General features: G+C 43.8%; 10 protein-coding genes. All 10 read right to left on the reverse strand.

Features of this window, described 5'->3' with window-relative positions; genetic code table 11:
• Window positions 1–20: 20 nt before the first annotated feature.
• The 10 genes from VY86_RS04050 to VY86_RS22990 all read right to left on the reverse strand — a co-directional run bounded on the left by VY86_RS04050 (window position 21) and on the right by VY86_RS22990 (window position 12,734).
• Window positions 21–449 carry an NUDIX domain-containing protein gene (locus VY86_RS04050; RefSeq protein ID WP_046974026.1) on the reverse strand — a complete coding sequence of 143 codons (429 nt, stop codon included), beginning with the start codon at window positions 447–449 and terminating at the stop codon, window positions 21–23.
• A gap of 17 nt (window positions 450–466) precedes the next feature.
• Window positions 467–1,726 carry an adenylosuccinate synthase gene (locus VY86_RS04055; protein ID WP_046974027.1) on the reverse strand — a complete coding sequence of 420 codons (1,260 nt, stop codon included), beginning with the start codon at window positions 1,724–1,726 and terminating at the stop codon, window positions 467–469.
• A 209-nt stretch (window positions 1,727–1,935) separates the two neighbouring features.
• A complete protein-coding gene (locus tag VY86_RS04060) occupies window positions 1,936–2,598 on the reverse strand; it encodes an HAD family hydrolase (protein ID WP_046974028.1) in 663 nt (220 codons plus the stop codon).
• A 2-nt stretch (window positions 2,599–2,600) separates the two neighbouring features.
• Complete coding sequence (locus tag VY86_RS04065) at window positions 2,601–3,809, reverse strand: phosphoribosyltransferase (RefSeq protein ID WP_046974029.1); 1,209 nt, start codon at window positions 3,807–3,809, stop codon at window positions 2,601–2,603.
• A 2-nt stretch (window positions 3,810–3,811) separates the two neighbouring features.
• Window positions 3,812–4,588, reverse strand: a complete 777-nt coding sequence (locus VY86_RS04070; RefSeq protein WP_046974030.1) for a HisA/HisF-related TIM barrel protein — start codon at window positions 4,586–4,588, stop codon at window positions 3,812–3,814.
• A 637-nt stretch (window positions 4,589–5,225) separates the two neighbouring features.
• On the reverse strand, window positions 5,226–6,548 hold the full coding sequence (locus VY86_RS04075) for an SLC5/6 family protein (protein ID WP_046974031.1): 1,323 nt from the start codon (window positions 6,546–6,548) through the stop codon (window positions 5,226–5,228).
• A gap of 529 nt (window positions 6,549–7,077) precedes the next feature.
• Complete coding sequence (fdoI, locus tag VY86_RS04080; RefSeq protein WP_046974032.1) at window positions 7,078–7,719, reverse strand: formate dehydrogenase cytochrome b556 subunit; 642 nt, start codon at window positions 7,717–7,719, stop codon at window positions 7,078–7,080.
• The gene (gene fdxH / locus VY86_RS04085) at window positions 7,719–8,645 is read right to left on the reverse strand and encodes a formate dehydrogenase subunit beta (protein WP_046974033.1); all 927 of its coding nucleotides are present in this window, start codon (window positions 8,643–8,645) and stop codon (window positions 7,719–7,721) included. Before fdxH ends, fdoI begins: the two co-directional genes overlap by 1 nt.
• Before the next feature lie 12 nt (window positions 8,646–8,657).
• Window positions 8,658–11,705, reverse strand: coding sequence for a formate dehydrogenase-N subunit alpha (gene fdnG, locus VY86_RS04090; protein ID WP_071880977.1), 3,048 nt, complete (start codon window positions 11,703–11,705; stop codon window positions 8,658–8,660).
• 198 nt (window positions 11,706–11,903) lie between these two features.
• Complete coding sequence (locus tag VY86_RS22990) at window positions 11,904–12,734, reverse strand: transposase (protein ID WP_071880978.1); 831 nt, start codon at window positions 12,732–12,734, stop codon at window positions 11,904–11,906.
• Window positions 12,735–12,798: the final 64 nt, after the last annotated feature.

Below are 12,798 nucleotides of genomic sequence, written 5' to 3' on the forward strand. Positions count from 1 at the left end.
TTGAAATCTATTGGGTATATCTAACCCCGCATTTCGGTTATTTCTACTTCTTTATCGAAACGTAAATGCTCATCGGCAGCCATCGGAATTAACCAACGTAAGTTATAGATAACATTATCGGGTAATGCATTTGTTTCATAGATATTGACGATCTCTTTTTCAATAGATCTTGCAGAATAAACCTGATCGTCACACATATAGAGAAAATTTACCCGATAAACGTCAGGGCGAGTTAAGACGGTAAATAGTCGCCATTCTTCAGGGCGCGTTTCAATTCCTGCTTCTTCAGCGAATTCTCTTGCCATTGCCTGTTGAGGGCTTTCACCTGCCTCTATTTTACCGCCAATCCCGTTAAGTTTCCCTGTTTGCCAACTGGGTTGTAGTTTTGAGATTAAAGAGACATGTTTTTTATCTTTAGAAAACATAAATCCAGTTACATAATGAATCATTATCTTTCCCGCTCTTATTATTGAATGACTAATGTCTGATTTCTATCTGGTCCATATGAGATATACTTGATAGGAACTCCAGCATAGTCTTGAATAAAAGACAAGAAGTTAATCAATTCGGTGGGAAGCTCTGTCAAGTGTGTATATGATCCGTTAAGCTCTCCCCAACATTTAAAGGTTTTATAGATAGGTTTTGCTCTGTCTAACTGTAATAATGCGTTATCACAACTCACGATTTCATCGTCAATTTCATAGGCAATAGCCGCTTTTATTTCGTGTAAGCCAGCAAGAACATCAACATTCGTGATTGCCAGTTCTGTGACCCCATTGAGTTTTACCGCATGTTTAATCAGAGATAAATCCAACCAGCCACAACGTCTTGGTCTTTTTGAAACAGTACCATATTCGTTTCCACGCTCCCGAATATAGTCAGCTTTCTCGTCGGATAACTCTGTGGGGAATGGTCCGTTGCCTACGCGAATCATATAGGATTTCATCACACCGACAATATGTATTTTCTGCGCCGGGATACCTATCATAGCAAAACAAGTTTGAACTAATGTCTGATATGCCACGGTATAAGGATAGGTACCAAAACTATTATCTAAGAAAGTGGCTTGTGATGTTTCAAGTAAAACATCTTCTCCAGAATTCAGCAAATCACCGATGACTTCATTAGTGAATGTGAAATAAGGTTCTATTCTGTTGCCATATTGATGCGTTTTCTCTAGCATCTCTTCAAAATCTAATGTGGTTTCTTCATTAAAAACATAATTAATCTGTTTTTCCCTGATACCCCAAAGAAACTCTAATTTTGTTCTTAATTTCTCTTTATCTAAGGTATCAATAAGCCGGATACCATGACGATTAGATTTGTCTTCAACGCAGGCACCGACGCCTACACCAACCGATCCTATTTTATTTTTACCTTTATATTTCTCTGATGCTTTATTTAGTTCGGCATGTAATGGCAAAACGATATGGCATCGGGGATCGATAAATATATTAGAGTTAATGTTCTCTTTTTGTATAAAATCAATCTCTCTAATGAGTATCGGCAAGCTGATTAAAGCGCCTTGACATATATACAAATTTTTTTCATTCAGTGATGAGGGCAATTGAGAAAATGATCCTCTTATATTCCCACATTGTACACTATGACCGGCATTTGCTCCGCCATTAAATCTGGCGACGTTATTGGTATTAACGGATAAATAGTCAACAAATTTCCCTTTTCCTTCATCTCCGAATTGGAGTCCAACGACAGAAATTAACATAAATTTATTCCTTTTATTTATGGAGTGAGCATAGATAATAGTTAAACTTTATCTTTAATCATTTATTTGAAAAATACAAAGTGGCCCATTTTAACCTGATATGTTAAATGGCTATTCACATGTTGTTATTAATCATTTCTTTTTAAATGACCAAACAGATTTCTTCTTATTATGGTTATTTGGGGCAGTTATTTTTAATAAATTCCTTTTTATTGTTTATATACCAGAGAATCTGCTATTAATAACGCTTCTCTTAAGGTATCAACAACGGGAACACCTGCGGTTTCAAGACTTATACGGCTGTGGGTTCCCCCGGTATAAAGAATGGCATGGGTACCTGTCGCTAATGCCGCAATTGCGTCATCAGTAGCATCACCAATAACCACACTTTGTTCAGGAGAAACATTGAGTTTTTTTAGATGACCTGCCAATTGCTCTGATTTGCCGGTTGTTAACAGTGGCGTATTTCTGCCATCTACCTGGGTAAAAAATTTGCCAATACCATGATTATCGAGCATAGGTACTAACTCATCATGTTGCATCAGTGAACATAATGATTGAGTTGCCCCTGTTTGATACCGGGAAGCAAGGAGTTGGCTCACGCCTTCAGTTAAGCTAGCTTTCTGAATCCCTGGCCGATAATGAAAATTAAACGTTTTCCCGATCACTGACCATTCAGAAGATGATGGTTCACGCCCAATCACTTGTTTATAGAAAATTTGCACTGGAACACAATAATATTCCCGATATTGTTCTAAGGTCAGAGGTTCAATGCCAATTTCCGCGAGCGCAAAATTGGTTGCACTTAATGAAACATTGACATCATTAAGCAATGTTCCATTCCAATCCCAAATAATATGTGCTGTTGTCATAATCAATTATTTCCCTTTTCTAAACTAATTTTCCGAGCAGAACATTCAGGGCATTGATGTGCCAGGGTCTTAAATGCATCTATTGGCTGCTCACAATTCAGAGGTATTTGTGATTTCAGATTTGATAGAAAATGCAATAATTTTGTTGCCCATGTTGAATCTGCCAGGGTGTCATGAAGGACAGATAACAAACTGTATGAATAGGCGACCCAATCCGCAGTGGTTGTATGAGCGTATTTACCATCAGTTAAGAGCTGGTTAACCAAACTGTTTAGTACCCGATGATGTCTAAAACACCAGGGTGTCAATACATCTAAAGTTTCGGGGCTGAATACACGATCAGGATGCCCATAAATACGGGTGCGTAACAGTTTTTCCCAGTGCAGTTCGACGGCTCGTGCTTTCGGACGTTGCCCGGTTTCCGCTATCACCAGGTCGATCGCCTGACGTAAGCTATCGCCTGTTCCACAATTATCATCAATAATCGTCACTGTTTGCCCAGACGGAATGTCATGTCCCCACAGGCGATTGCTCTTATTAGATGCATCGTCGTAGCGTGAAACTTTCACTAAATTGAGATCGCTGCCCCATGCTGCCGCGGTTACTGCCGCCGCCGCCGCTCCTCCCAACATAATGCCAACAACCGGGGAGTTTGGGTATGCATCAATTTGTGCCGCGGCTAAGGTTAACAGGTGATTATCCCCTTCAATATACGGTCTGGGCACTTTGTGTTCCGAAGAAAACGGCAATTTCAGGTCACGGATCGAAGAGGATGAAAAACTGAATGCCGTGCCTGTCAGTGTTGAACTGACGACTTTAGCGCACTCTTTGACCCCATCGATAAACGGTACGATATCTTCGTTAACAATTTTCGGAGAGCTTAATAAGCTATCAATAATTCTGAGCAACTTTGCCAGGATATGATCGGCTAATATGTATTTTGATGAGGTGGCGCACAGCTCATCTGTACATTGGAGTTGAGTGATGTGCTCCGCGTAATCTTTCGCTGTAGCCAATAGTTCCCGGCAAGATTTTTGTTCGTAATAGGCAACGCCGCGGGAACCGACGAATTCCGGTGTCTCTGTGAGTAAGCCCGGAAGCGATACCACTTCTTTCGCTAAATAGCCTGCTTCAGGTATGCCGCGTAACTCCCCCAATAAACCAGTAGTGCGAAGATCCAAATCAAGAGATAAAGAAAACGTCTCGGACATATTCAACCCCTCGGCGATTGCGTTGCGGCAAGGGCATCTTCGAGAGAAACTTTACCGATATGTAAAGCCTGACCAAGAATTGCACCTTCAACACCCAGAGTGTACATGTCCGCTAAAGCACGCAGATCATCTATGCTTGATACCCCGCCGCCGGCAATCACGGGTGATGAAGTTTGCGCACAGACTTCACGTAATAGGGTCAAGTTTGGTGAACTCATCATGCCGCCCCGCTCAACATCGGTCACGACGTAGCGCTGACAACCTTGTCTATCAAGGCGTTCAAGTACATCCCAGAGATTGCCATTGTTTACATTCCACCCGTGAGTTGCCAGTTGATAACCTTCTGATGTGCTTCTTACGTCTAAGGCAATTGCGATTTTATCGCCATGTTCTGCAATAGCCCGGGCACACCAATCTGGTTTTTCTAATGCGGCGGTTCCCAAATTAACCCGTTGGCATCCGGTTGCTAATACTTTGCTCAAAATCGCCTCGTCTCTGATCCCGCCACAGACCTGGACATGGATATCAACTGCGGCGATAACATCAGCAATCAAATGGCTGTTTGAGCCTCGCCCTGATGCAGCATCAAGATCAACAACATGTATCCATTTTGCCCCAGCATTTTGCCAGGCCAGAGCGACCTCTACCGGGGTACCTAAAGGTCTACGTAATGTTGAACTTTCACCGCGGGTTAATCGAATCGCAGAATTCGATGTCATAGCTATGCCGTCAACAATATCAACAGAGGGGAAGACCTCAAATGTTTCCTTACTTATCATTGGATGCACCTAAATAATCCCAAATATATAATTTATAAACTAATAACAATATGTGATTAATTTAATTATAGATTATAACTTAATTAACAGAAATTTTTCTTGGTTCTTTGAAAATGAACGGATTAATTTAATGGTTTAAGTTAATCGTTCATAAGCTCATAGTAATGAAAAGAAAAAATTTCTCAATATAGCCATAAGGAATTTAATAAATTAGATGATTTTATTCAGTCACTGAATCTCATATTTAATTAATAATTTACTTAATAAGGGTTGGTTTATAAATGGGGAATTAAGATTCGGTTTAAATGTGCAGATAATCAACTTTGCTGTTATTTTAAGTAGGGAGATTGGTTATTATTAGCCAATATTCCGATCACCTAAAAATAAATTAATTCTGTTTTTTAGGTAAAATTCTTTATATATAATTATTTATATTAAATAAATTACAATATTGACTTACAATACATAAATTTAAATGATTTAATGCTGTTTGGTTGTTTTTTTTGCATTCATATATATTATGATAACTGCCTGTTTCATCATTCATATTAATATAATTCTGAATGTATAATTTCATTAATTGAGTAAATGCAGTCTGTTATCAGACTGCGATTTACCCAATTAATATTTTTTTAATTCAGGAAAATGCCAGCAGTGGTGAGATACACAATAGGAATCCGGTAAAGATAATCAGGACCAGAGATATTCCTTTATATTTGTGCAACGTTGGCACTTTGTAGACCAAATAAGCGGGGATCAGGCAACCGACCATACCGAATATTGGGCTACAGATTGAAGTAAAACTCAGTACCGGTGCATTCAGAATAATCGCTCCCCAAGCCAGCAGAATAGCGAAAATCATGATGCCTTTTTGCACCCAGTTTTTATTGATTCTTTCTGTTGGCATGATACGCGCCAGAATATTCATCACTATGCCTTGGGTTGCTTCACGGAAGCCAAGATAAACGCCAAAGAAGGCGGTCATCACAGCAAAGATATTCAGTAAGACACTGATAACCGTTACCCAACCCCCGGGAAAGAATTTTGCCGCAATCGCCAGAGCAGAGATATTTTGTTCATAAGCTTGAACCGCTTCATCATGTCCCATTGCTAAGGTGAATGAAACTGCATAGAAGAAGACCGTACAAAACAGGACGCCAAAGGCGATATTCATCGCTCTTAATGCCTTGTAGCGGGCGACTTCACGATTTTTCTCATGATGGCGATAAGAGATAACCATCGGGCTTAAGGTTTGAATAAACAGAATGGAAGTCAGGGTAAATGGCAGCGTAATGATCGCCTGTTTTATCAGCGTTCCTGCCGGTGGCAGCGCGCCGATATTATATAAGTGCCACATGCCTATCATGGATAAACCAAGTACCGCGACGACAAGCAGTTTAGACAGCACCATAAAGCTGGATAATTTAAACAGGAGTCGCTCACCACTGGATGAAAGCGCAACCAGAATACAAATCAGTACCAGTCCGTAGAGAGGATTGTCGGACAACAAACCTTCAGTGACACCGAAAGTTTGCAGATAGGAAGCGCTGTCATTGGTGATGGCTGTTGAGTAAACAAACATCCAAATGACCAGCATCACAAAATAGAGTGCACCCAGCAGAATGCCCCAGTTTTTACCGAGATAACCGCTGATAACGCTGGGATAATCTTTACATTCGGGGGATTCTGCCAGCGTGTTGATAAACAGACGTTGGAACAGGTACATCGCCGGATAACCGATCACCGAGGATAGCAGGAAAACCCACAATCCCATTAAACCAACCTGAACTGGCAGGAAGACAATACCGGCGCCGATTGCCATGCCGATACTCATGATGACCCAGCCAACATCAAGATTGTCGAACTTGATAGCTTCCCGCCATTCACTTTCAGTCATGTTTGCCCGCTTTGCCGCAGGAGAATCTGCGACCATGATAGGGTTGTTTTTTGCCGTTTCCATAATGGCTCTCGCTTATTATTTCCGTTAAAAATGTAAGTGTTATAGGGAAGAGATGCAGCATGATAATGCAACAACCCTATTTTTTGAGATTCGTATATAGTCAGTGTATTTCACTATGCAAATTGATTCGTCAGTAAGAAGGTAACGGGATAACATTTTCACGTTACAGAATAATCGATCAGGTATTAAGTGAAAAATAGAAATTACTTTTTAATGACATAAATTGATAAATCATAGTGAAGTATTGCAATTAACTAATTTTAATTTCTTTTTATTCTGTTATAAACAGAGAAAAGAAGAAAATTGAGTAAAAAAACCAACAATTATAAAAATAATTGTAAGTGGCTTTCACATTAGATAGTTTAAACAGGGATAACAGAATAAAATGATGATTTATGTCAATTAAACATAAAATATCAAAATATTTCACTATCAATATCGGGTATTGTTGCAAATAAAGAACCATGCCGGAATATCTCTGTCAGTTATTCATATGGCATGGTTCAGGTAAATTCAGCAGGAAAATGGGCTAGGAGTTTTTCTCTTCCTGCTGCTCTTTTTGACGAATTTCTCTATACCAGCGAGGATGATGTTTCTTTGCCCAGCCACGGGTTACCCAGCCTTCCACCATCGATCGGATAGAGCCTTTTACCCAAAATGCGGCATAGGCATGTATCATAATCAGCAGGATCAGACCAACTCCGGCCAGAGAGTGCACCAGAAGTGCAAGCCGGATCAGTGAGATAGAGAAAAAGTCGGCAAAATAGGGACGCCAGATAATCACACCGCTGATAGCCAGTAAGATCAGGCAGCCACTGATAGACCAATAAATGCCTTTTTGACCCAGGTTATATTGGCCGATATCGCCGGCTTCTTCATTTCTCAGGACCTTATGGATGTTTTTCAGCCAGACAATATCTTCTTTGTCGATAAAGTTATGTTTGAAGTATCTGAAAAACATAAAGATAAACAAGAAAAACATCATTGAGCCGATAAATGGGTGTAATATCCGCGCTAACTGAGGTGTGCCGAAAATATTCATCAACCAGTTAAAGGATGGGAAGAAGAACCCCAACCCACTGATAGCCGTAAATAAAAAACAGAGCACCACTGACCAGTGATTCACCCGCTCAATCGGTGAGTGGCGGAGAATCGTATCTTTCTTTTTCATCACAACTCCTCCCGATTAGCTGATTTTGCCGGTGACTCATCATCCTGACGGGCATGTTCTTCGTCTTCTTCGCTGGTGCGGTTTGGACCAATGCCGACATAGTGGAAGAGGCTGGCGGCAAATGTCGCGGCAAAACCCACCGCTGCCAGTGGTTTCCAGATACCTTTCCAGAAAGTCACGGTTGGGCTGATGGTCGGATTATCCGGCAAGCCGTGATAAAGCTGCGGTTTATCCGCATGATGCAGGACGTACATAACGTGCGTGCCACCAACACCTGCGGGATCGTATAACCCGGCGTTCTGATAACCACGGCCTTGCAGTTCAGTTACCCGTTCGGACGCCAGATTTTTCATCTCTTCTTTGGTACCGAAATGGATTGCCCCGGTCGGACAGGTTTTCACGCAGGCAGGCTCCTGGCCGACACCAACACGGTCAACACACAGGGTACATTTATATGCCCGGTTGTCTTCTTTATTGATCCGCGGCACGTTGAACGGGCAACCCGCGATACAATAACCACAGCCGATACAGTGCTCTGACTGGAAGTCCACAATGCCGTTTGCATACTGGATAATCGCACCTTCTGACGGACATGCTTTCAGGCAGCCCGGATCAGCGCAGTGCATACAGCCATCCTTGCGGATAAGCCACTCCAGTTTGCCGTGCTCTTCCACTTCAGAGAACCGCATCACGGTCCATGATTTAGCGGTCAGATCGGTTGGATTATCATAAACACCGACGTTAAAACCCACTTCGTCACGGATATCGTTCCATTCTGAACAGGCCACCTGACAGGCTTTACAGCCAATACAGGTGGTGACATCGATCAATTTTGCCACTTGTTCCTGATGATCACGCACGCGAGGTGCCGGAGTAAAGGAATGGGTGGCGGATTTACGAATAATGTCTTGAGATTGCATTGCCATAATTCGCTCCTGTTAGACCTTTTCCACATTCACCAGAAACGCTTTGTATTCTGGTGTATGCGCGTTGGCATCACCCACGGAAGGTGTGAGAGTGTTTGCCAGAAAACCTTTCCGGGCAGCCCCGGTGAAACCCCAATGGCAAGGAATACCAATGGTTTCAACTTGCTTACCGTTAATGGTCAGTTGCTGAATTCGTTTGGTGACAACCGCTTTGGCTTTGATAAAACCGCGTTTGGAAGAAACTTTGACTTCATCTCCCTGAATAATGCCTTTTTCTGCCGCCAGCTTTTCACCGATTTCAATAAATTGTTCGGGCTGAACCACGGCATTAAGCTGAGCGTGTTTTGTCCAGTGACGGAACAGTTCGGTAATGGAATAAGTTGTTGCGACATAAGGGAATTCATTTGCTTCTCCCATATAAGCAACATCGGCATGAAAGATGCGGGCAACCGGGTTGGAGATCACATTCGGATGGAGTGGATTGGTACCGATAGGTGATTCAATCGGCTCGTAATGTTCAGGGAATGGCCCGTCAGCCATTTTATCAATGGAAAACAGGCGGGCTACCCCTTCTGGCTGCATGATAAACGGCCCGACATGAGTTCCCGGCGCGGCATTGCTGTAATCAACAACATCAAAGCCACGCCATTTGCTGCCATCCCATTTGATCAGCTCACGGTTCGGATCCCACGGTTTGCCTTGTGGATCAACCGACGCGCGGTTGTAGAGCACCCGGCGGTTTTGTGGCCATGACCACGCCCAGCCCGGAGTACAGCCCAAACCAGATGGATCTGAGTTATCACGGCGGGCCATCTGATTGCCTTGTTCGGTCCAGCAACCGGTGTAGACCCAACAGAAACTGGATGTGGAACCATCATCTCTCAGTTGAGAGAAACCGGAAAGTTGCTGACCTTTTTTCAGCATGATATTGCCGTTTTCGTCTTTAATATCCGCTAATGCCTTACCGTTAGCTTCACGGGCAATCTCTTCCGGTGCCGGATCTTCAGGATTTTGGTAATCCCACGACAGATTCATAATAGGATCGGCATAAGCACCACCTTCTTCACGGTAGAGTTCACGCAGACGCATCAGCAGCTTGCCAAGAATTTTACCGTCGTGCAGGGCTTCTCCCGGTGGATGAGCACCTGCCCAGTGCCATTGCAGCCAGCGACCTGAGTTAGCAATCGATCCATTTTCCTCGGCAAAACAGGAAGAGGGCAGGCGGAAAACTTCGGTTTGAATATCAGCCGGACTCACATCATTCATCTCACCGTGGTGCTGCCAGAAGTTAGATGATTCTGTGACCAGTGGATCGATCACCACCAGATATTTCAGTTTTGATAGTGCTCTGCTTGATTTATTTTTATCCGGGAACGCCGCCAGCGGATTAAAACCCTGAACGATGTAGCCGTTCATTTTGCCTTGAGTCATTAATTCGGCCTGAGTCAGGATATCGTAGCTTTTATCCCATTTAGGCAGCCAGTCGTAACCCCAGTCATTTTCTGCTGTGGCGTGTTCGCCCCAGAAACCTTTTAACAAGCTGATAAAGAAGTTTGGTGTATTTTTCCAGTAATTAACCTGATTTGGTACCAGGGTTTTCGGTGTGGTTTGCGCCAGATAGGTTGCCAGGTTCTCCTGTTTTTCGCTCGGCAGAGGCAGATAACCGGGCAGGTTAAGCGACAACAAACCAAGGTCACTGTAGCCCTGAATATTGGAGTGACCGCGCAATGCGTTAACACCGCCGCCCGGCATTCCCACGTTACCTAACAGTAACTGAACCATTGCAGCGGCACGAATAATCTGAGCACCACCGGTGTGGTGAGTCCAGCCCAGTGCATAGAGAATGGTTGCAGTGCGGTTAGTGACCGAGGTACTTGCCAGTTGAGAACAGATATAGAGGAAATCCTCTTTTGAAGTCCCACACAGATTAGAAACCTGTTCCGGGGTATAACGTTCAACGTGATTTTTCAACAAGTTCCATACACAGCGTGGATGAGACAAGGTGTCATCCCGTTTGGCATAACCTTGTTCATCGGTTTCGTAATGCCATGAAGATCTGTCATAGCTTTTGGTGGCTTGATCAAAGCCGCTGAATAAACCGTCTGTAAACTGATAATCTTCACGAACAATCAAACCCGCATTGGTGTAAGCCTTAACATACTCAGACTGGATTTTGTTGTTGAGCATCAAATAGCGGATCACACCCAGTAAGAACGCAGTATCTGAGCCAGCACGGATCGGTGCGTAAAAATCAGCTACGGCGGCACTGCGATTGAAACGCGGATCAACCACAATCACTTGAGCATTGTTTTTGATTTTTGCTTCAATCACCCATTTAAAACCTACCGGATGCGCTTCAGCGGCGTTTCCGCCCATGATCAAAACAACGTTAGCGTTTTTGATATCGACCCAGTTGTTGGTCATAGCACCACGGCCAAATGTTGGCCCCAGGGCCGATACCGTCGGGCCGTGGCAGAGGCGCGCCTGACAATCAATGGCGATCATGCCCATTGCGCGGGTGAATTTCTGATCGAGAATACCGGTTTCGTTACTGGCAGCGGAGGAGCAGAGCATACCCGTTGTCAGCCAGCGGTTGACAGTGACATTGTTTTCATTCTTCTCAACAAAGTTGGCATCACGGTCATCTTTCATCAGACGGGCAATACGTTCAATCGCTTGATCCCAACTGATGCGTTGCCATTTATCAGAACCCGGAGCGCGGTATTCGGGATAATGAAGGCGGTTTTTACTGCGAATATAATCGAGCACTCCAGCCCCTTTCGGGCACAGAGAACCCCGGCTGACCGGATGATCCGGATCACCTTCGATATGAAAAATGCTTTCTTTAACGTTTTTCGCACCATCACCCAGGCTGTACATCAGAATGCCACAGCCAACGGAACAATAAGTGCAGTTATTACGAATTTCACGCGAGCGCAGTAATTTGTACTGACGAGTTTCAGCCAGCGCAATGGCAGGAGCAAATCCTAGCGCGGCGACTGTTGTTCCCGCCATACCACCTGCGCAGATCTTGAAGAAAGCTCTTCTGCTAACTTGCATCGGTCTTCTCCTTATTTTTTTGAATGACGACATTGCTTTACTTCTGATGCAATAACGCCTTGACGAATCAGGCGAAATTGCTTTCATAGCCCGGCTCGTTTTTCATTCAAAACATTCCTGGGTATCGCGGAGAACCCACTGCATTGATGAGTTATAAACTACCTGAGGTTATCATTATCCATAGTATCATAAAGCGTATTATGTTTGTGACTGCTCCCCGCCTAAAGAGGGTGTCGCAAAAGGCCAGCATTGACAATAAACCCACAGAGATTTATCGCCTGTTATTGGAACTGACAACCCAGACAGGCTAAAAATAGCCCATAATATCAGGGCAACGGCCTTTGATAAGTTATACGCTATGGCGTGCAAGGTAAATTCCACTCTGACTGCCGATAAACCTCTGCGCCGAAAACGCTCCAGTCCCTGGATACCCCGTAAGGCAGAAAATACCGGTTCTACCATGACTTTTCGTTGACTCAATATCCGCTTTGACTCCGGTTTGGTCATACGTGAACGCAGTTTATCCCGCGCTTCATCTTCCCGGTAACGTTTAATTTTTCTGCCCTTTTTCGCCTGCGTACAACCGGATTGACTGTGATGTAATACGGATGAAGCTCCCCCTTCAAAAAACGAGCCCGTCAGCGTGGATTGATGTTGATAGATGAAACGTCCAAGGCTGGCGTGCTCAGGTGTCATGCCATGACTGACAAAGAGACATCCCAAATCCAGACGTGCCAGCCGTTCAAGTCCTCTGAGAGAACGGCTCCCTTTCATGAGCCCATCAAGCAGAATGCCCATCATGGAACGTGGGGAATACGGTGCTCTACCGGATGAGGCGTAATCGCGTTCGAAAGGGGCCCAATCCTGCTCATCAAGGATATCGGAGACAATAAATGCAGTGCGTTCCCCCACTGGCTTCAAATAGTCATGGAGGGAAAGAGTTCCCTTCAGTACAGTGAGGTGCTGAGCGGTGACAAACTGACGCCCGGTATGAACGGAAGGTGTCAGTTGCCGTAGGAATTTAGTCATATAAGGTCTCGTTTAGAATATTAACCCAGAGCTTAACTGATATTAGCTGATAAGGGTTAACTTT

Origin of the sequence: Photorhabdus thracensis (assembly GCF_001010285.1) — a bacterium.
GTDB classification, from domain to species: Bacteria; Pseudomonadota; Gammaproteobacteria; order Enterobacterales; family Enterobacteriaceae; genus Photorhabdus; species Photorhabdus temperata.

Excerpts from the sequence above, each read along its gene's own strand:
- VY86_RS04050 (WP_046974026.1), bottom strand. The coding sequence starts at position 449 with ATGATTCATTATGTAACTGGATTTATGTTTTCTAAAGATAAAAAACAT.
- VY86_RS04075 (WP_046974031.1), bottom strand. The coding sequence starts at position 6,548 with ATGGAAACGGCAAAAAACAACCCTATCATGGTCGCAGATTCTCCTGCG.
- fdnG (WP_071880977.1), bottom strand. The coding sequence starts at position 11,705 with ATGCAAGTTAGCAGAAGAGCTTTCTTCAAGATCTGCGCAGGTGGTATG.
- VY86_RS04065 (WP_046974029.1), bottom strand. The coding sequence starts at position 3,809 with ATGTCCGAGACGTTTTCTTTATCTCTTGATTTGGATCTTCGCACTACT.
- VY86_RS04060 (WP_046974028.1), bottom strand. The coding sequence starts at position 2,598 with ATGACAACAGCACATATTATTTGGGATTGGAATGGAACATTGCTTAAT.
- fdxH (WP_046974033.1), bottom strand. The coding sequence starts at position 8,645 with ATGGCAATGCAATCTCAAGACATTATTCGTAAATCCGCCACCCATTCC.
- VY86_RS04055 (WP_046974027.1), bottom strand. The coding sequence starts at position 1,726 with ATGTTAATTTCTGTCGTTGGACTCCAATTCGGAGATGAAGGAAAAGGG.
- fdoI (WP_046974032.1), bottom strand. The coding sequence starts at position 7,719 with ATGAAAAAGAAAGATACGATTCTCCGCCACTCACCGATTGAGCGGGTG.
- VY86_RS22990 (WP_071880978.1), bottom strand. The coding sequence starts at position 12,734 with ATGACTAAATTCCTACGGCAACTGACACCTTCCGTTCATACCGGGCGT.
- VY86_RS04070 (WP_046974030.1), bottom strand. The coding sequence starts at position 4,588 with ATGATAAGTAAGGAAACATTTGAGGTCTTCCCCTCTGTTGATATTGTT.